We start from the raw sequence: 17,992 nt of genomic DNA on the forward strand, positions 1-17,992 counted from the left end.
ATCTGCTTGTCGGCCGGGACTAGGATGGCTCTGTGGCTGGCCTGATCAAACGCGAAGACATTGACGAAGTACGCCAGCGCACGGACATCAAGGAAGTGATTGACGGCTACGTCACGCTCAAGGGTGCCGGGCTGGGAACCTACAAAGGCCTGTGCCCCTTCCATGACGAGCGCTCGCCGTCGTTCACGGTGCGCCCCCAGGTGGGCAGGTACCACTGCTTCGGCTGCGGTGAAGACGGCGACGTCATCGCCTTTGTCCAGAAACAGGACCACACCTCCTTCCAGGAAGCCGTGGAGAAGCTCGCCGCCCGCATCGGCTATGAACTGCGCTACGAGGATGGCGGCACGGGGCCCAACCGCGAAGAGGTGGGCAAGCGCCAGCGGCTCCTCGATGCGCACAAGATCGCCGACGAATTCTTCCGTGCCCAGCTGCTGACTCCCGGTGCGGCTGAGGGCCGAAGCTTCCTGCATGGCCGGGGTTTTGACCGCGCCGCCGCGGAACAGTTCGGCGTCGGTTATGCGCCGCAGGGCTGGGACGCGCTCCTCAAGCACCTCCGCGGGCGCGGGTTCACGGACCAGGAACTCAAGCTGACGGGCATGTTCTCGGAAGGCAACCGCGGTATATATGACCGCTTCCGCGGGCGGCTCATCTGGCCCATCCGGGACATAGCCGGGGACACCATCGGCTTCGGTGCCCGCAAGCTCTACGAGGACGACCAAGGCCCCAAGTACCTCAACACCCCTGAAACCACGCTCTATAAGAAGTCCCAGGTGCTCTACGGGATCGACCTCGCCAAGCGGAACATCGCCAAGGACCGCCAACTGGTGGTGGTGGAAGGCTACACGGACGTGATGGCCTGCCACCTCGCGGGAATCCCGACGGCGGTGGCCACCTGTGGCACGGCGTTCGGCACCGAGCACATCAAGATCGCCCGCCGCCTGCTGTCCGACGACGGCACCGGGGGAGAGGTCATCTTCACTTTCGACGGTGACGCTGCCGGCCAGAAGGCTGCCCTGCGGGCTTTCGAGGAGGACCAGCGCTTCACGGCCCAGACCTACGTGGCGGTAGAGCCCACGGGGGCCGACCCCTGTGACCTGCGCCAGACCAAGGGCGACGCCGCCGTACGGGACCTCATCAACACCCGCCGGCCGCTGTTTGAATTTGCCATCCGGGCCACGCTGAAGCGGCATAACCTGGACACCGTGGAAGGCCGCGTGGCCGCCCTGCGGGAGTCCGCGCCGGTGGTGGCCCAGATCCGCGATGCCGGCATTAGGCCCGCGTACGCGCGGGAACTGGCCGGCTGGCTAGGCATGTCCGTGGAGGACGTCAGCCGCGCCGTGGGGGTAGCAATGAAGCGTTCTGCCGCTGGTCCCCCGGCCGCTCCGGGAGGCGGTCCTGCCCCGGGTGCCCCCACGTCGGCTCCCACGCCGCAGGCGGGCGGACCCGGCGTAGCTGCCGGACCGGCGTCGGGCGCTGTTCCGTCCTATCACCGTCCGGACCCGCGGGATCCCGTTGCTTCCATGGAGCGGCAGGCACTCGAGGTTGCCCTGCAGGAGCCCTCGCTGCTCGGCGGAGGCATCTGGGAGCGTTTCTCGGCTGCGAGATTCGTCACACCGGCCTTCCAAGTGGTTCATGATGCCATGCGGGCATCCGGGTCCGGGCTCATCGGGGACCCTGTCCGCTGGGTGGAGCAGGTCATGCACGAGGTCCCGGAGCCCCTGCGGCCCCTCGTGTCCGAACTCGCAGTGGTTCCGTTGCCCGCGAGCACCGAGGAAGCCGTCCAAAAGTACTGCAAGGACATCCTTTCGAGGCTGTTCGAGCTGCAGATCACGCGGGTGAAGGCGGACAAAATGGGCCAGCTGCAGCGCCTGGATCCGGCAGCGGACCCCGAGGATTTCCAGCGGCTGAACAGGGAACTGATGATGCTGGAAATGGAGCGCCGGGCGCTGCGTTCGGACGCGTAGGCAACGGCGTCACCGTCGTGGCAGGCCCCGCTCCGGGATTCAATTTCGTTTCCGCGCGGGGTGTTTGCTAGGCTAGTACCCGCTTCATTCCTCCTTAGCTCAATTGGCAGAGCATTCGACTGTTAATCGAAGGGTTGCTGGTTCAAGTCCAGCAGGAGGAGCGCTCAGTCCCCGTTCCGGGCTTCCGGAACGGGGACTTTTTCTATACCCGGGGAGGGTATTGCTTCCCTGTAGTGGCGCCGATTTCCCATAGCCCTGAAACGTTTGCTAATGTCATACCTGCTTCATTCCTCCTTAGCTCAATTGGCAGAGCATTCGACTGTTAATCGAAGGGTTGCTGGTTCAAGTCCAGCAGGAGGAGCAAACACAAAAATCCCCGCCCTCTTCGTGAGGGCGGGGATTTTTGCTTGCGCAGAAACTGGCATTGCATCCTGTGGCGGGTACTTAGACGAAATCCATTTCCACCTGCAGGAAGCGCTCTGCCTCGGCGATGGCCGCTAGGAAGGCCTCCTGCTCGGTGGGGGACTTGCGGGGCTCGCGCGGGTGCCATTCATGGGGTGCGGAGTGGACGCGGGTGAAGCCGGAGTCCGGTGGAGCGTAGAAGATGCCGAAGCGCTGTACAGGCCATTCGGGGGAGGTCTCGGGGGCTACCAGCAGCGCCGCGTTGAAAGCCGGGTTAAACCACTGGGCGATGGGCCGGCGCCGGTCTTCGGTAAAAAGCCCTGCGGCGTAGAGAGCCGCGGACTGCTCACCGGTCTGGGCGCACAACCGGTCCCACCACAGGGGCAATATGCCGGTGTCGCATCGTTGCCACGTGGCCGGAAGTGGCGGATGGGCCTGCCAGCTGTGCACGGACTTATTTTATCCCGCCAGGGCTCCGGCGCGGCAGGGGGTGTCCCGGGGCAGTGGACGGCCCAGTGGGGCCTTGCGGGGCCGCGCCAGGAACGTCAGGAGCGGTTCCAGGGGCCAGGGTTAACGCGGTACAACAGGGCCGATCCGGCCAGCATGCCCAGGATGATGCCTATGGCCGGACTACCCAGCGCCCGGCCGGCAAAGTAGCCCACGACGGCGCCCAGCACCGCGCCGAGGAAAAGTCCCCTTCGGTTGCGGTGTGGCTTGCGTGTCATCGTCCCACCCTACTGCCGTCGGTTGCCAGTGGTCGCGGCCATCAGTGGATGGAAGGCACGGTACGGGGCCTGACGACGAGCCAGAGAGCGGCGATGGCCAGGAGGATGCACGCCGCCTGCACGGCGCCCATGGGCGTGGCCGTCTCAATCCCCAGCCAGCCCACTACGGGCGAGATGAGTCCGGCCATCATGAACGTGGCGGCCCCCAGGAGGGAGGCGGCCGTCCCGGCCTTGTCCCCATGGCTGGCCAGTGCCAGGACCTGCACGCACGGGAAAGTAAAACCTGTGCCGAGGATGTAGAACCAGAGGGGCACCATGACCCCCCACAAGCCCATTCCCAACTGGTCGAACAGCACGATCAGCAGGGACATCAGGAACATCCAGGCCGTGGAGCACGCCAGGATCCACTGCGGCGGCACGCGCTTGATCAGCCGGGAACTCGTCTGGACGCCAGCGACGATACCCAGCGAATTGATGCCGAAAAGCAGGCCATACTGCTGGGGGGAGAAGCCAAACACGTCCTGGAAGAGGAACGGCGAAGCGGACAAGTAGGTAAACAGGCCGGCAAAGTTCATGCCGCCCACCAGCAGGAGCCCCACGAAGATCCGGTCCGTGAAGAGGACCTTGTAGCGCTGGCCGGCCGTCAAGCCGGACTGGCCACGCTTTTCCGGCGGGAGCGTCTCGCGCACGAGGAACAGCGCAGCAATGATCACCAAAGTGCCGTAGCCGGCCAGGAACACAAAAATCCCGGGCCACGGCATGACCAGCAGCAGCTGGGAGCCGATGACGGGCGCCAGGATGGGCGCGAGTCCGTTCACCAGTGCCATCCGGGAGAACATCCGCACCATCGCGTAGCCCGAGAACAGGTCCCGGACCATAGCCATGGCCACCACCCCGCCACCCGCAGCGCCGACCCCCATCAGGACCCGGAAAATTCCGAGTGTGGTGATGTCCGTGGAGAGTGCCGCCCCCACCGACGCGGCGATGTGCAGGGCAGTAGCGAGAATCAGTGGAAGACGCCGTCCAAACCTGTCGCTGAAGGGACCCACCACCAACTGGCCCAAGGCAAAGCCCACAGTTGTTCCGGCAAGGGTCAGCTGGACCTGCGCCTCAGTGACACCCAGGCTGGCCTCGAGCGCGGGGAAAGCCGGCAAGTACAGGTCTATGGTGAAAGGTCCCAGGGCGGTCAGGGCACCGAGCAGGAGGATGTACAGGAGTTTCCGGCGGCGGGTCAGCAGATCGCCCGGATTGGCGGTTATGGTCACGGAGACCAATCCTAGGCCCGAAGCGTCATACATTTACAGCGTTGCAGGGCACGCCGCTCCGCATGCCCCGAAGTTCGTCCTGAACCTGAATGATAGTTTTGTGGGCGGGACTGTGCACTTGCACTCTCCGGCAGTACACGGAAGCCGAATCGACCATGCAACCAGTTAGGCGGAACCGATGAGCGGACGTCACAGCGGGCGGACCAGCCAGGGCCTGCGCATCACTGCGCTGCCCAGGACGCTAAAACTCCTTTTCCGTTTGGCCCCCCGCCAGCTTAATGACGAGATCGCCCTGGCCAAGGTTGAGATCAAGCGCAAGGGCATCCAGCTGGGAGTCGCCGCAGCGTTCTTCGCCATTGCGTTGATTTTTGTGGCATTCCTCGTGGTGGGACTGATCGTTGCAGCCATCATGGGGCTGGCCACCATCATGCCGGCGTGGCTTGCGGCACTTCTTGTCAGCGCCGCGTTCCTGCTGATCGCCCTGGTGGGCGGCCTGGTGGGGCTCCAGAAGTTCAAGAAGGCCATGCCACTGGTACCGGAGGAAACCATCCGGGGGATCAAGCATGACCTTGGCGTTGCCAAGGAGGGCTCGGACTTCAACGCCGCGCTGCTCGATCCGGCCAGCCCCGAGGCGAAGGCCGCCAAGGCTGCCAAGGCCGAAGCTGCGGCGAAGGCCAAGGCCGAGAAGGAAGCCAAGGCCGAGACGCACGAGAAGGAATTCCCGCACGCGTCCGAACCCGAGCTGCACCGCCGGCTGGACCAGCGCCGTCGCCACCTCACCCAGGTCCGCGACGAGTTGGACACCGAACTGGACATCAAGCCCCAGGTACGCTTCCTCGTCGGCGCCGCCCAACAGAAGCTGCGGGAGGGCCAGGCGCTGATGAACCACGGTCGGGACGTCGCCGCGCAGAAGATCTCCGGTTTGTCAGAAGGCACCGGCGGGACGGCCCTTCGATGGAAGCCGCTGGCGGCCTTTGCCGGAGCGGCGGCCGTGTTTGTGGTGCTCCTGCGCAAACTTCTGAAAGAACCGTAACCGACACGCTCTGCCGCACATCATGCTTTAGGAAAGGGGGACGGGATGAGGTTCATCGGTGCTGGCTCCCGTCCGGGCCGCCCCCAGGTTGACCACGACCTTGTTTTTACCGTGCCCAACGCCCTCACGGTCCTGCGGTTCATGGGCGTCCCGCTCTTCATTTGGCTGGTCCTCGCGCAGAAGGAGTATGGGTGGGCTGTCCTGGTCCTTGTGGTCATGGCGGGCACCGACTGGGTGGATGGCTATGTGGCACGCCGCTTCGACCAGGCATCCAGGCTGGGCCGGGTCATGGACCCGATCGCAGACAGGCTGGCGCTGATCGCCGTCGCAGTCACACTGGTGATCGCCGGCGTCGTGCACTGGCTCTACCTCGCCGCGCTGGTCATTCCCGACGCCGTCCTGCTCGTCCTGACGCTTTCCTTCTTCGGCGGCCACCCGGACCTTCCGGTGAGCCGGATCGGCAAGATCCGCACCGGACTGCTGCTCCTCGGCACCCCGATGCTCGTCATGTCGCGGCTGGACGTCCCGCTGGCCGGCGCCCTGCATATTGCTGCCTGGGTGGTGCTGGGACTCGGCCTGGCCGGGCACTGGATTGCCGCCTATAACTACTTCTGGGCCATCCTGCGGAAGGGCAGAATGCAGTCACATCACGACGGCGGCACCACCTGATGGTGTGGGTGGCCGTTCTGCTCGCGGTACTTGGAGCATTCTTCCTGGCCATCGGTGCCCAGAAGCAGGGAAGCGCCGTCAAGGCCGATACCGGCGGGCTGGCACTGAGTTCCAACGGCTTCCTCCGGCTCCTTCGCAACCCGCGCTGGGTGCTCGGGCTGCTCCTGCTCTGCGCCGGGATGGGCATGAACGCTGTTGCCCTGGTTTCCGCACCGCTGACCGTGGTGCAGCCGATCGGGGCTATTGCGCTGGTGATTACTACAGTGGTCAACGCCCGGGACCAGGACCTGACCATCAACAGGGCAACCTGGGTGGCCATCGCTGCCTGTGTCACCGGGTCGGCGCTGTTTGTCCTCCTTGCCGTCAACGTCACGCAGGAGAACCACCACGTCAGTTACGACGACGAGCTCACCATCGTGCTGCTGCTGACCCTTGCGGTGGGCGTTTTCGGTACGCTGGCCGCCATGTTCCGGCACCGGATGAGCGCGTTCGTGTACATCCTGGGTGCCGGTGTCCTGTTCGGCTTCGTGGCCGTCCTGACGCGGATCATCGGTAAGCACCTGCTGGATCCCAACGGGCTGGTCCTGCTCAATGTGCAGTGGTATTCCGTCGTGGCGATCGCGGCTGCCGGTGGATTGGGTTCCTACTTTGTCCAGAACGCCTATTCCGGCGGACCACCGGACCTGGTCATCGCTGGACTCACTGTCATCGACCCGATTGTGGGGATCGCGATCGGCATCGTCATCCTTGGTGAACTCCGCCCGGACGTCCACGCCGTGATGGCGATTGCCATGGGTACGGCTGCTTCCCTTGCTATCGTTGGGGTGATCGCCCTTTCCAGGCACCACCCCGAGGTCACGAAGCGCAAGAAGGATGCGCGGAAGGCCGCGGGTCGGGCGTCCCACTAGATCATTTTCACTAAGAGGCCCGGCACCACCGTGCCAGCGGCCAACCGGTGCTGTCAGCCTCAGCTGCCGGCACCGAGACCATCAGGAGCTCTCCACGTGACAACGCCCGCTGACCAGCCTCCCCTGACCATCCTGATCGCCGCGGACACTTATCCGCCCCACATCAACGGTGCCGCCACTTTCGGCTACCGCCTGGCCAAGGGAATGACCGGACGGGGCCATGACGTGCATGTCCTGGCGTGCCGGGCGGACAACGGGAAGAGCTTCACGGAATTCCGCTCTGAAGCTACGGTGCACCGGCTCCGCTCGCACGGTGTGTGGACCCACGAGTACTTCCGCATCTGCTTTCCGTGGGAAATCAAAAAGGAAATCAGTCTCTTGTTCGATCGGGTGAAGCCCGATGTAGTGCACATCCAGAGCCACTACATGATCGGCGAGCACGTCCTGTACGAAGCCGTGAAGCGCGGCGTGAGGGTTGTGGCAACCAACCACTTCATGCCGGAAAACCTCAATCCCTTCCTGCCGTTCCCGCAGTGGTTCAAGGACATCATTGGCAAGATCTCCTGGAAGGACATGGGCAAGGTCATGGGCCAGGCCGACGTCATCACCACGCCCACGCCGCTGGCCGCCAAGGCGATGCACCAGCATGCCTTCCTCCGCAAGGTGCTGCCGCTCTCCAATGGCATCGATTCGTCGGCTTATGAGCTGCAGCCGGGGGAAGTCATCGAACGCCACGAGCACCCCACGCTGCTGTTCGTGGGGCGGCTCGCCGAGGAAAAACACGTGGACGTGCTGATTGATGCCGTGTCCAAGACACCGGCGGAAATGAACGTCCATCTGGAGGTCATTGGCGGCGGTGAAGTACGTCCCGCGTTGGAGGCACAGGTGGAACGGCTGGGACTGGGGAACCGGGTGAAGTTCCTGGGCCTGGCCAGCGACGAAGATCTCCGTGAGGCGTACATCAAGGCTGACCTGTTCTGCATGCCGGGCACCGCTGAACTGCAGTCGCTCGTCACCCTGGAAGCCATGTCTGCATCCACGCCGGTCTTGCTTGCCGATGCTATGGCTTTGCCGCACCTGGTGCGGGATGGCGAGAACGGGTATCTCTTCACGCCCAACGACAGCGACGACCTCGCTGCGAAGATCAAGCGGGTCCTTCAGCTGCCGGCAGACCAGCTGGCTGAAATGGGCCGGGCCAGCCGTCGAATGGTGGAGCCGCACAGCATGCAGGGAACGCTGCAGACCTTTGAAGATCTCTACCGGGGAGCCGGCTTCGAAGACAAGGTGGTCTAAAGGCATTCCGTGGATTTGCTAGAGTGTTTTTGCCCCGCGGGATCCGAAGTCCGCACGGACGCGGATCCGCGGGGCGCACGGGGCTATAGCTCAGCTGGTTAGAGCGCGGGACTCATAATCCTAAGGTCCTCGGTTCAAGTCCGAGTAGCCCTACCAACCTTAAAGGCCTGCATCCCTTGCAATAAAGGGAAGAGGCCTGATTTGCGCAGGTGGTCAAAAGGAGCTTGACGGCGTACGCCCGCAACTGCCTATCTAAGGCCCTGAGTGGGCGGCCGTACATCCGCCGCCCGCAGGAGCGCCGGCAGGCTATCAGCAGGCCGCGTGTGGCCCCTGTGGGGGTAGCCCCTCGATCTTGCGCGAGGCTCTCCCCGGGCGTCACAGCGCCTTTTGTGCTCGGTCCATGGGGGCCGCGCTGGGGCTGGTTCGAGTGGGAGCTAGGGGCTATCCCTCTTCGCTATGGTTGTCGAGTGACCGCGACTGATCGAATCCGGGCAGCGCTCGCCATCGCCGTCCTCGGCGTCCTCGCCTGGGTGTTTGTATCCGACAAGCCCAAGGAGGCCTCGGTGGCCGTGCCGGCTCCTACAGCCGTCGCGACCGAGGGGCCTGCTGGTCCTGCTGGTTCGGCGCCGAGCGGCCCGGTTGCCGTGCCGATAACGACAGGCCTTCCCGCAAACGCCGATGGTGAACGGACCATCATGGCGAGGTTGAACGGCCAGACCGTCCGCATTGACCTGCCGACGGGCGGCGTCCCCGCTGGGACTGCACTGTGGTTCCACGGCCAGGGTGGCGACGCCAACGGCCGTATGAACTCCTCATGGCTGAACTCGATCCGGGCGCAGGGATGGGCCATCGCATCGTCGGATTACCACCGCAACGCATGGGGCAACGCCGCCGCCGTGCAGGACACGAAGGAGCTGATGGTGTGGGCCCAAGAGAAGTCCGGGCAGCCTGTCAGATTGTTCATCGCTGCGTCCATGGGTTCAACGACGTCACTCAATACCCTGATCGATGGTGCCTCGCCGTCGTGCTGGTACGGCGTTGACCCTGTCGTTGATCTCAGTGCCGTTGGATCCGTGCAGAATTCGGCTAAGCAGATCGCGGAAGCCTACGCGGGGGCGCCGCTATCGTCTGGCAACCCGGCCGCCCACTTAGAGGCCCTACCTAAGAACACTCAGTACCGGATCGTCGCATCGCCCGGTGACACCATGGTCCCCGCCGCCTCGAACGCCAACTCTCTGGAGGCATACCTCTCGACAGCCGGCTTCAGCGTTTCATCGGTGACTGTCAGCGGAGAACACGGCGACGCCTCCCACTTCAACGGACGCGACCTGGCAGCCTTCGCCGTCGGCTGCACGGCCTAACCAAACAACCAAAGGCGCCCGTCCCATAGAAGTGAGACGGGCGTGCGTGCGTTCTGCCTGCTTTGTTATGTGACGGTCAAGTCAATATTGTCCATCGCATGGATATACTTCGCTCGTGAGCATCATGAAACCTGGCCGCCACGTCCCTGGGACGCCTTGGCGGACGGGCTTGGTCGGCGATACAGCCACCGGCCCAACCGAACTGCCTGTGGTCCATCGCATTGCGCGCTGGTTCGAGCAGCGCGGTTCGCTTTGCCTCTACTGCCGGCACATGCCACGACTCGAGGGCGGCTTCTGCTCCGAGACTTGCGAGGAGAAGGCCACCGAACGGCAGGCCTTCGGGTAGGTCGTTGACCAGCGGACGCCTTCCAGGGACCGCGGCGTGATGCCACCTTCGGAGACGGCGGCCACGGTTACGGCCACGCCGCCTGCACCCATGCCTGGCACGTCTCCCGAAGCACTTGGCGAAGCCCAGACCTCAAAGATTGGCTCTGCTGCCACGGCATTCCAGCACCGAAGGACTGTCGAGCCGTAGGACGCAAATCAGTAAGCTATCGACGTGCAGGTCTGCACGCCAGCGTCGCCGCCGTCCAGTAGAGGTGGGGTGGGGTAAGGCTAAAGCAGGCGCGTGCGCACCCAGGGCGAGGCCTACTGTTCCGTCTGCGCCGTTTTCGTCTTCTGGCGCCACATATATATTGTTCCGGCTAGGGCCGCGAGGCCAAGAAGCGCAAAAGCGCCCTGGCCAAAAGCATCGGTATCCTCGTATTTCAGCCAGTCTGAGAACACTATCGCCCCGGCGAACCACAGGCCCACAGCTCCCGCGACCCACAGAACTGGATACATGACGGAGTCACCCTCGCTCTTTTCTTCGCCTACCATCAGCTTGGCGATCATAAGGAGAATGGCAGCGACGATTATCGCCATAAAGGCGCCGAAGTAAATGATCACCGCAGTGGCTCCCACGTAAAAGCCGGCCTTCTGCAGGCTGAAATCGTTACCGGTCGAGATGGACAGGAGCGTCTTGATCGTCCCCAAGACTGCGATGGCTGCACCTATAAGGCCCCAGATGAGACCGGCATGCTCCTTCATTTTCATGACGTCGCACCGAGCCATGTTGAGCTTGGGATGACAAAAGTGTCCCGGACTATCATGGCGGCTCCCGCTCGGTGGTGTCTTCGTACTATTGCACTCCTCCCGGGTGGTCAGGGCAATACCTGAACCAGGGCCAGAGTGAACAGCTTTCCCCAGGTTGACTGGACGGCCACCCCGCGCCGCTCTAAAGGGCTTGCCTACCCTGACGCCGCATGACCTCCTGCACACTGCTGTTAGCCTGCATGTCCGCGTAGGCTCAAATGGGAACGTTGTGCAGCAAATAGCGGGCCATGCCACAGCAGTTCTTACGCTGGATACTTACGCGGGGCTCTTTGATGATGATCTGCATGAGAGCGCGGCATGGCTGGATGCAGCCGAAGGACCGTGGCCACATCAGGCCGCGGTTTCTTTTGTTTAAGGCCGACAATGCGGTATGTTACTCACCAGTAACTTACTCCGTGGGACATCCATCCCTAAGAGCCCTTCCGCCAGCACTGATCCCCAGCGAGGAAAACATGTCCAGGAAATCCATTGACATCAACGACCTTCCCTACGCCGACGGTGACTTTTTCGCTTTTGAACAGCTCCTCACCGGCAAGGAGCAGGACCGGCTCGCGGAAGTGCGGGACTTCCTGGCCCGCGAAGTCCGCCCGATCGCCGTGGACTGCTGGAACAGGGGCGAATTCCCGATGGAACTCATTCCCAGGCTGGCCGAGATCGACCTGGTCAGCCCGGTCAGGCGCCAAGGGCACTCCAATCTCTTCGCTGGCCTGATGCACGCGGAAGTCACCCGGGCCGACACCTCCATCTCGACGTTTATGGGAGTCCACGATGGCCTCTTCACCGGTTCCATTGAGGCGCTGGCCTCTCAGGAACAGCAGGATGCCTGGCTTCCCGACATCTATTCGCTGAAGAAGATCGGGGCCTTCGGCCTGACTGAGCCGCTGGGTGGTTCGGACGTGGCCGGAGGGACCCGCACCACAGCCCGGCGCGAAGGCGACTCGTGGATCCTCAATGGCGCCAAGCGGTGGATCGGCAACGCTACTTTTTCGGACTGGGTTGTCATCTACGCACGGGACCTCGCCGACAACCAGGTCAAGGGCTTCCTGGTGGATACAAAGCTCCCCGGCTTCACTGCCACCAAGATCGAAAACAAGATCTCGCTGCGCACCGTCCAGAACGCCGACATCAGCCTGGACAGCGTGGTGGTGCCGGACTTCTTCAAGCTCGCCAACGCCAACAGCTTCCGTGACACCAACAAGGTCCTCAAGGTTACCCGCCTCGGTGTTGCCTGGCAGGCCGTTGGCCAGCAGCTGGCCGCTTTTGACGTAGCCCGCCGCTACGCCGTGGAGCGCCACCAGTTCGGCCGCCCCCTGGCATCGTTCCAGCTGGTCCAGAGCCAGCTGGTGCAGATCCTGGGGAACGCCGTCAGCTCCCTGGGCATGATGGTCCGGCTCTCCCAGCTCGAGGACGCCGGCCAGGCCAAGGACGAGCAGTCGGCGCTGGCCAAGGCCTTCACGACGGCCAGGATGCGCGAAAGCGTGGCGATCGGGCGGAGCCTCCTGGGCGGAAACGGGATCGTCACCGACTTCGAGATGGCCAAGATCTTCGCAGACGCGGAGGCCATCTACTCGTACGAGGGCACGCATGAGGTCAATACCCTGGTAACCGGACGCGCCATCACGGGCATTTCCGCAATCGTCTAGGCTCCGGCCAGGCAAAGCCTGAAGCAGGCTGGCTGCCGGTCAAAGCCTGGTGGGCCCGCTGAGCGAACGAAGGAACGTCCTTACCGCGAGGTTGAAGGCGTCGGCGGCCTCTATGTTGCTCAGGTGCCCGACGCCGGGGAGTACGACGAACTGCGATGCGGGGATCTTCGTGTGCAGTTCTTTCCCGACAGCCAGCGGCGATCGCTCGTCGAGTTCGCCATGAAGCACCAGCGTCGGGACATCAATGGCAGGGAGTATGCCTCGAAGATCGGCATCCGCCATGGCTCGGAGCATCGTCAGACTGGCACGCGGATGGATATCGGACATCAGCGCGAGTGTCTGTTCGGCCATTTCTCGAGGGGCAGACGCGGTGAGCATGCCCGGCAGGTACTTGGGCAGCCATTCCTCGGGCGGCTGGGCAACTTCCTCGCTGATCCGCTGGACTCGCCGCTGCACCTCGTCAGGCGGCAGGGAGCCGGCCCACCCGGCGTACGCCCTGCCCAGGATCAGGCTCCTGGGCAGGGCGGGATGTCGCGCATAGAGGGCCAGGGCGAGCGCGCCACCGAACGAAAGGCCAAGGACATGCGGGCGTGTCAGGCCGATCGCCCTCACGAACTCGGCAAGGCTGTCCGCGTAGTGATCCATGGAGAAGGACTCAGGCGGATCCGCGGATCCTCCACAGCCCGGAGCGTCCCAAGCGATGACGTCAAACTCGTCATCGAGGCCGTCGAGCTGCGGGCCCCAGGATCGCTGTCGAATCCAAAGCCGCCATGGAGAAGGATGAGTGGTTCCCCTGATCCTGCTCGCTGGTAGGTAATCTCGAGGCCCGTCACCGTAACTGCGCCCACCTGCGCATTGTGGCATCCGCTCAACAGGCCGGCAACGCTCGGCGGCAGTCAGGGGTGCCAGAAACTGGGCCAGGTTGCCTCGGTACTAGGATCGGGAGTTATGGCACTGCGACTTGTTCAGGTGAATTTCAAGGCTCGGGATGATTCGTCCCTCGGCCGGTTTTGGGCGGAGGCGCTTGGCTGGGGTGTTTCCAGCGAGGGGCCCGGCGTGACCAATGTGGAGCCTGTGGGCTTCGCCTGGCCGGACCCCGCCGCGGTCTGTGTCGATGTGGTCACAGTCCCGGACCCTGAGACGGTGAGGTACCGCACTCACATCGATCACGCCACCACCTCGGTGGCGCATCAGAAGGAGCTTGTCTCTCGCCTGCTTGAACTCGGCGCAACGCCTGCGGATATTGGTCAGGGTGATGTGCCGTGGAAGGTCTTGGCCGACCCGGAGGGCAATGTGTTCTGCGTGCTGGAGCCTCGGGAGCTCTACCGGGACACCGGGCCGATCGCCACGGTGGTGGTTAACTGCGCGGATCCGCGGGCCATGGCCCGGTTTTGGAGCGAAGCTACGGACTGGACCCTTCACGAAGTAAACGACGACCACGCGAGGCTGCGTTCGGCCAAGGGTGTGGGGCCGTACTTGGAGTTGCTTCGTACGACCGGCGAGGAGACGGTGTGGAACCGTGTCCATCTCGACCTGATGCCGTACTCCGGTGACGATCAAGCGGCGGAGGTGGCCCGGCTAAGGGCCCTGGGTGCCACCGAGGCCGACCTCGGCCAGGGCGATGTGCCCTGGGTCTGCCTCGCCGATCCGGAGGGCAACGAGTTCTGCGTCCTCACCCCGGGCTGAGGCAAAGCCCCCGACTCCTGACCACGCGGCCCAGGCTCCTCAAGGCGTTCCTTGGCCGGGGCCAAGGGGAAGCAGGACGGATGGCCTGAGGTCCACAACGAAACGAAGTGGATTGAGGTATTCCTCCCCGCGCCGGACGCCCCAATGGACACACGGCCGGGTGCCACAGTGTCCCGGCAGCAGGGTGCCGATCGTGTCCCCTTTGGCCACCGCGTCGCCGGCCCGCAGCGAGCTGTCCACGGGTTCGAAACTGCTGCGGAGTCCGTTCCCGTGATCTATGGTGACCACCGGCCGGTCCACCACCACGCCCACAAAACTGACGGTGCCCGACTCGGGCGTGGTGACCGGAACGCCGTCGTGCGCGGCTCCGAGGTCCACCCCGCGATGCCCGCTCATCCATGGCTTGTCCGGAGGATCAAACGCGCGCAGCACCCGGGGCCTTGGCGCGAGGGGCCACTCCCAGGCCGGCTCGGCCGGCATTCGTCCGGCAGATGCCGGAAGAACCGGAATCCGGCCTCCCGGGACGGGGGCCGGGCCGGCGGTGAGAACCTCTCCGGATGGCGCGATGGATGCCGGAAGCAGCAGGACCGCGGCGAGCAACGCTGGAGCTTTCATCCGCCCAGCATGCCGCTGCATTTCAACCTGCGGCAGGGACCCCTTTGGCTATGTGGAAAACGCTCTGCGGTGGCCTCCACGATGTCCGGAGGATCGGGGTGCCTGTAGTACACTTGGTGGAGCAGTTTGCTGTGCCCTCAACGTTTGTCGTGTCAGCGGGAAATCCGTGTGTCCGCTATGCGTCAGCACGTCTCATTCAGAGGTGCGGGGGAGCAGCAGCTGACTACGCGCATCCAGCCCTCCTCATCTGTCGCCCCCGGCTTCGTGTGAGGAGGCTTGTGCCTCCCGCGGTCAGGGCCCCATGGTCCTGATGGGAAGTGCAAGGGATGCCAGGAGCACGGTCCGTCCCGGACTACGCTAACAACCGTCAACTATTGGCAGGGTAAGAGGGCTTCAGGGCCTTCTCATGAATGACCTGCCGGAAGGAGCGCCGGCATGCCCGTCGTAACTATGCGCCAGCTGCTTGACAGCGGCGTCCACTTTGGACACCAGACCCGCCGTTGGAACCCGAAGATGAAGCGATTCATCTTCACGGAACGCAATGGCATCTACATCATTGACCTCCAGCAGTCGCTGTCCTACATCGACCGCGCCTACGAGTTCGTCAAGGCCACCGTTGCACACGGCGGCACCGTACTCTTCGTCGGCACCAAGAAGCAGGCCCAGGAAGCAATTGCTGAGCAGGCTACGCGCGTTGGCCAGCCCTACGTGAACCAGCGCTGGCTCGGCGGTATGCTGACCAACTTCCAGACCGTCTCCAAGCGCATCCAGCGCATGAAGGAACTGGAAGAGATCGACTTCGACGACGTCGCCGGCTCTGCATACACCAAGAAGGAACTGCTGCTCCTTCGCCGCGAACTCACCAAGCTTGAGACCAACCTCGGCGGTATCCGCAACCTGACCAAGGCACCCTCCGTGCTCTGGATCGTGGACACCAAGAAGGAACACCTTGCTGTTGACGAAGCCAAGAAGCTGAACATCCCGGTTGTGGCCATCCTGGACACCAACTGCGACCCGGACGAAGTCGACTTCCCGATCCCGGGCAACGACGACGCCATCCGCTCCGTGAACCTGCTGACCCGCGTTGTCGCCGACGCCGTTGCTGAGGGCCTCATCGCCCGCAACCAGCGCGCCACCGGCACCACGGAGGCTCCGGAAGAGCCGCTGGCTGAGTGGGAGCGCGAACTCCTCGAAGGCAGCAAGGCTGAAGAGGCTGCCGCTCCGGCCGCCCCGGAAGCACCGGCAACTGCCGAGGCTCCCGCAGCTGAGGAAGCACCGGCCGCTGCCGAGGCTCCCGCCGCCGACGCCGACAAGTAACACAAGTAAATCCGGATTACCGGCGCTGCCAGCAGCACCGGAACTGCTGACAGGACGGCGGCCCACTCTCGTGGGCTGCTGTCCTGTCGGTCCGTACACCACATACATTTTCTAGACAGAGGGGTTCACATGGCGAACTACACTGCCGCTGATATCAAGGCTCTGCGCGAGCGCACCGGCGCCGGCATGATGGATGTCAAGAAGGCTCTTGACGAAGCCAACGGTGACGCCGAGAAGGCCATCGAGATCATCCGCATCAAGGGCCTCAAGGGCGCGACCAAGCGTGAAGGCCGCTCCACCGCCGAAGGCCTGGTTGCCGCCAAGGTCACCAACGGCGTCGGCGTAATGATCGAGGTCAACTGCGAGACCGACTTCGTTGCCAAGGCTGACAAGTTCATCCAGCTTGCCGACAAGGTCCTGGCCGTGGCTGTGGAGTCCGGCGCAGCCGACCTCGACACCCTGCTGGCCACCGACGTCGACGGCAAGCCGCTGTCCGAGGTCGTCGTCGAAGAAGGTGCTGTCCTGGGCGAAAAGGTTGTTGTCCGCCGCATCTCCCGCATCGAGGGCGCAACGGTCGACGCGTACCTGCACAAGACCTCCAAGGACCTCCCGGCCCAGGTCGGCGTCCTGTTCGCTGTCGACGGTGAAGGCGAAGCAGCTACCACCGCCGCGCACGACGTCGCTGTCCACGTTGCCGCCATGGCCCCGAACTACCTGACCCGCGAGGACGTTCCGTCCGAGCTGGTTGAGTCCGAGCGCCGCATCGCCGAAGAGACTGCCAAGGCTGAAGGCAAGCCTGAAGCTGCCCTCACCAAGATTGTCGAAGGCCGCGTAACGGGCTTCTACAAGGGCGAGGTCCTGGTTGACCAGGCATTCGCCAAGGATGCCAAGAAGTCCGTGGCGCAGGTCCTCGAAGAGGCCGGCGTCAAGGCTACTGCCTTCACGCGTTTCCGCGTCGGCTCCTAGTCGAACCTGCAAGGGGGTGGCCACTTCGGTGGCCGCCCCTTTTGCATGCGCCGGGCCAAACGCCGGATGAGACCTTTGGCCGCCCGGCAGGATAACCTTTTTTCAGAGTTCACGAACGGGAAGGCACCCATGGAAGCCGTCAAAACGTCCAACGAGTCGGAGAAGAGCAGGCGCCGCGTCCTCCTGAAGCTCTCAGGTGAGGTCTTCGGCGGCGGAAAGCTGGGCGTTGATCCCGAAACCGTCCGCGACGTCGCCAAGCAGATCGCAGCGGCGGTCCCTGACGTGGAAGTAGCCATCGTCGTCGGCGGCGGTAACTTCTTCCGCGGCGCGGAACTGTCCCAAAGCGGCATGGACCGCTCACGGGCGGACTACATGGGCATGCTCGGCACGGTCATGAACTGCCTGGCCCTGCAGGACTTCCTGGAGCAGGCCGGCGTTGAGACGCGCGTCCAAAGCGCCATCACCATGGGCCAGGTGGCTGAGGCCTATATTCCCCGCCGCGCCATCCGGCACATGGAAAAGGGCCGTGTGGTCATTTTCGGTGCGGGCGCCGGCCTCCCTTACTTCTCCACCGATACGGTGGCGGCCCAGCGGGCACTCGAAGTCCATGCGGATGTGGTGCTGATGGCCAAGAGCGGGGTGGATGCCGTCTACACCGCCGACCCCAAGAAGGACCCCGCGGCCGAGCGCCTGGAGACCTTGAGCTACGACGACGCCCTGCGCCGCGACATCAGGGTCATGGACCAGACGGCCATGACCATGTGCAAGGACAATAACCTCTCCATGGTGGTCTTTGGGATGGAAGGCGAAGGCAACGTCACGCGCGCCATCCTCGGCGAAAAGCTGGGCACCCTGGTGACCGCCTAGCAACGGCTAGGATGTTTTCAGGACAGATCCATCCCCGCTGGCGGGACCCACGATGGAACCAGCAGCACTGAACCAAGCTTGTGCAGGAAACCGGCACCCGGACTGCACTGATTTCTGAGGAGA

Annotated in this window: 18 protein-coding genes and 3 tRNA genes; 15 read left to right on the forward strand and 6 right to left on the reverse strand. The window is 63.9% G+C overall.

What is annotated here, in order from left to right; genetic code table 11:
- Nucleotides 1–32 precede the first annotated feature (32 nt).
- The 3 genes from dnaG to ACLKOZ_RS10715 all read left to right on the forward strand — a co-directional run bounded on the left by dnaG (nt 33) and on the right by ACLKOZ_RS10715 (nt 2,325).
- Complete coding sequence (dnaG, locus tag ACLKOZ_RS10705) at nt 33–1,964, forward strand: DNA primase (RefSeq protein WP_436474973.1); 1,932 nt, start codon at nt 33–35, stop codon at nt 1,962–1,964.
- An 88-nt stretch (nt 1,965–2,052) separates the two neighbouring features.
- Nucleotides 2,053–2,125 (forward strand) — tRNA-Asn (locus ACLKOZ_RS10710).
- Nucleotides 2,126–2,252: 127 nt separating this feature from the next.
- Nucleotides 2,253–2,325: transfer RNA gene (locus tag ACLKOZ_RS10715), tRNA-Asn, on the forward strand.
- Between the two features lie 83 nt (nt 2,326–2,408).
- Here ACLKOZ_RS10715 and ACLKOZ_RS10720 read toward each other — a convergent pair.
- The 3 genes from ACLKOZ_RS10720 to ACLKOZ_RS10730 all read right to left on the reverse strand — a co-directional run bounded on the left by ACLKOZ_RS10720 (nt 2,409) and on the right by ACLKOZ_RS10730 (nt 4,356).
- Nucleotides 2,409–2,816, reverse strand: coding sequence for a hypothetical protein (locus tag ACLKOZ_RS10720; protein WP_436474975.1), 408 nt, complete (start codon nt 2,814–2,816; stop codon nt 2,409–2,411).
- Between the two features lie 95 nt (nt 2,817–2,911).
- Entirely contained in the window at nt 2,912–3,091 is a 180-nt protein-coding gene (locus ACLKOZ_RS10725) for a hypothetical protein (protein ID WP_337347541.1), read from the reverse strand.
- 41 nt (nt 3,092–3,132) lie between these two features.
- Nucleotides 3,133–4,356: a multidrug effflux MFS transporter gene (locus tag ACLKOZ_RS10730; protein ID WP_337347542.1), complete on the reverse strand. Its 1,224-nt coding sequence runs from the start codon at nt 4,354–4,356 to the stop codon at nt 3,133–3,135.
- Nucleotides 4,357–4,534: 178 nt separating this feature from the next.
- Between ACLKOZ_RS10730 and ACLKOZ_RS10735 the strand changes: the two genes are divergently transcribed.
- The 7 genes from ACLKOZ_RS10735 to ACLKOZ_RS10765 all read left to right on the forward strand — a co-directional run bounded on the left by ACLKOZ_RS10735 (nt 4,535) and on the right by ACLKOZ_RS10765 (nt 9,966).
- Entirely contained in the window at nt 4,535–5,389 is an 855-nt protein-coding gene (locus tag ACLKOZ_RS10735; RefSeq protein ID WP_436474978.1) for a phage holin family protein, read from the forward strand.
- Between the two features lie 45 nt (nt 5,390–5,434).
- On the forward strand, nt 5,435–6,058 hold the full coding sequence (locus ACLKOZ_RS10740; protein WP_337347544.1) for a CDP-alcohol phosphatidyltransferase family protein: 624 nt from the start codon (nt 5,435–5,437) through the stop codon (nt 6,056–6,058).
- Nucleotides 6,058–6,966, forward strand: coding sequence for a DMT family transporter (locus ACLKOZ_RS10745; RefSeq protein ID WP_337347545.1), 909 nt, complete (start codon nt 6,058–6,060; stop codon nt 6,964–6,966). The genes ACLKOZ_RS10740 and ACLKOZ_RS10745 overlap by 1 nt, the downstream gene beginning before the upstream one ends.
- A gap of 96 nt (nt 6,967–7,062) precedes the next feature.
- Nucleotides 7,063–8,259, forward strand: a complete 1,197-nt coding sequence (locus ACLKOZ_RS10750; RefSeq protein ID WP_436474981.1) for a glycosyltransferase — start codon at nt 7,063–7,065, stop codon at nt 8,257–8,259.
- Between the two features lie 79 nt (nt 8,260–8,338).
- Nucleotides 8,339–8,415, forward strand: a tRNA-Ile gene (locus ACLKOZ_RS10755).
- A gap of 311 nt (nt 8,416–8,726) precedes the next feature.
- Entirely contained in the window at nt 8,727–9,620 is an 894-nt protein-coding gene (locus ACLKOZ_RS10760) for a hypothetical protein (RefSeq protein WP_436474983.1), read from the forward strand.
- Nucleotides 9,621–9,735: 115 nt separating this feature from the next.
- Nucleotides 9,736–9,966 (forward strand): hypothetical protein, encoded by a 231-nt coding sequence (locus ACLKOZ_RS10765; protein WP_436474985.1) that lies wholly within the window; start codon nt 9,736–9,738, stop codon nt 9,964–9,966.
- A 302-nt stretch (nt 9,967–10,268) separates the two neighbouring features.
- On the opposite strand, the gene ACLKOZ_RS10770 is transcribed toward ACLKOZ_RS10765, so the two are convergent.
- Nucleotides 10,269–10,715, reverse strand: a complete 447-nt coding sequence (locus tag ACLKOZ_RS10770) for a hypothetical protein (protein ID WP_337347555.1) — start codon at nt 10,713–10,715, stop codon at nt 10,269–10,271.
- 512 nt (nt 10,716–11,227) lie between these two features.
- Between ACLKOZ_RS10770 and ACLKOZ_RS10775 the strand changes: the two genes are divergently transcribed.
- Nucleotides 11,228–12,418, forward strand: a complete 1,191-nt coding sequence (locus ACLKOZ_RS10775) for an acyl-CoA dehydrogenase family protein (protein ID WP_436474987.1) — start codon at nt 11,228–11,230, stop codon at nt 12,416–12,418.
- 39 nt (nt 12,419–12,457) lie between these two features.
- Here ACLKOZ_RS10775 and ACLKOZ_RS10780 read toward each other — a convergent pair whose 3' ends face one another.
- Nucleotides 12,458–13,282, reverse strand: a complete 825-nt coding sequence (locus ACLKOZ_RS10780; RefSeq protein ID WP_436474989.1) for an alpha/beta fold hydrolase — start codon at nt 13,280–13,282, stop codon at nt 12,458–12,460.
- 84 nt (nt 13,283–13,366) lie between these two features.
- Between ACLKOZ_RS10780 and ACLKOZ_RS10785 the strand changes: the two genes are divergently transcribed.
- Nucleotides 13,367–14,104, forward strand: coding sequence for a VOC family protein (locus ACLKOZ_RS10785; RefSeq protein ID WP_436474991.1), 738 nt, complete (start codon nt 13,367–13,369; stop codon nt 14,102–14,104).
- Between the two features lie 39 nt (nt 14,105–14,143).
- On the opposite strand, the gene ACLKOZ_RS10790 is transcribed toward ACLKOZ_RS10785, so the two are convergent.
- Entirely contained in the window at nt 14,144–14,719 is a 576-nt protein-coding gene (locus tag ACLKOZ_RS10790; protein WP_436474993.1) for a M23 family metallopeptidase, read from the reverse strand.
- Between the two features lie 435 nt (nt 14,720–15,154).
- On the opposite strand from ACLKOZ_RS10790, the gene rpsB reads away from it, so the two are divergent.
- The 3 genes from rpsB to pyrH all read left to right on the forward strand — a co-directional run bounded on the left by rpsB (nt 15,155) and on the right by pyrH (nt 17,869).
- Nucleotides 15,155–16,036 (forward strand): 30S ribosomal protein S2, encoded by an 882-nt coding sequence (gene rpsB, locus ACLKOZ_RS10795; RefSeq protein WP_337347560.1) that lies wholly within the window; start codon nt 15,155–15,157, stop codon nt 16,034–16,036.
- Nucleotides 16,037–16,165: 129 nt separating this feature from the next.
- Nucleotides 16,166–17,002: a translation elongation factor Ts gene (gene tsf, locus ACLKOZ_RS10800; protein ID WP_337347561.1), complete on the forward strand. Its 837-nt coding sequence runs from the start codon at nt 16,166–16,168 to the stop codon at nt 17,000–17,002.
- 129 nt (nt 17,003–17,131) lie between these two features.
- Nucleotides 17,132–17,869 carry a UMP kinase gene (gene pyrH, locus ACLKOZ_RS10805; RefSeq protein WP_337347562.1) on the forward strand — a complete coding sequence of 246 codons (738 nt, stop codon included), beginning with the start codon at nt 17,132–17,134 and terminating at the stop codon, nt 17,867–17,869.
- Nucleotides 17,870–17,992 lie beyond the last annotated feature (123 nt).

Source organism: Arthrobacter sp. R4 (genome assembly GCF_051365025.1).
Taxonomy (GTDB): Bacteria; Actinomycetota; Actinomycetes; order Actinomycetales; family Micrococcaceae; genus Arthrobacter.

Bases quoted from the DNA above. Each gene is read 5' to 3' on its own strand.
- rpsB (WP_337347560.1), top strand. From the start codon at position 15,155: ATGCCCGTCGTAACTATGCGCCAGCTGCTTGACAGCGGCGTCCACTTT.
- ACLKOZ_RS10790 (WP_436474993.1), bottom strand. From the start codon at position 14,719: ATGAAAGCTCCAGCGTTGCTCGCCGCGGTCCTGCTGCTTCCGGCATCC.
- ACLKOZ_RS10785 (WP_436474991.1), top strand. From the start codon at position 13,367: ATGGCACTGCGACTTGTTCAGGTGAATTTCAAGGCTCGGGATGATTCG.
- ACLKOZ_RS10745 (WP_337347545.1), top strand. From the start codon at position 6,058: ATGGTGTGGGTGGCCGTTCTGCTCGCGGTACTTGGAGCATTCTTCCTG.
- ACLKOZ_RS10775 (WP_436474987.1), top strand. From the start codon at position 11,228: ATGTCCAGGAAATCCATTGACATCAACGACCTTCCCTACGCCGACGGT.
- ACLKOZ_RS10780 (WP_436474989.1), bottom strand. From the start codon at position 13,282: ATGCCACAATGCGCAGGTGGGCGCAGTTACGGTGACGGGCCTCGAGAT.
- pyrH (WP_337347562.1), top strand. From the start codon at position 17,132: ATGGAAGCCGTCAAAACGTCCAACGAGTCGGAGAAGAGCAGGCGCCGC.
- ACLKOZ_RS10740 (WP_337347544.1), top strand. From the start codon at position 5,435: ATGAGGTTCATCGGTGCTGGCTCCCGTCCGGGCCGCCCCCAGGTTGAC.
- tsf (WP_337347561.1), top strand. From the start codon at position 16,166: ATGGCGAACTACACTGCCGCTGATATCAAGGCTCTGCGCGAGCGCACC.
- ACLKOZ_RS10770 (WP_337347555.1), bottom strand. From the start codon at position 10,715: ATGAAAATGAAGGAGCATGCCGGTCTCATCTGGGGCCTTATAGGTGCA.
- ACLKOZ_RS10725 (WP_337347541.1), bottom strand. From the start codon at position 3,091: ATGACACGCAAGCCACACCGCAACCGAAGGGGACTTTTCCTCGGCGCG.
- ACLKOZ_RS10735 (WP_436474978.1), top strand. From the start codon at position 4,535: ATGAGCGGACGTCACAGCGGGCGGACCAGCCAGGGCCTGCGCATCACT.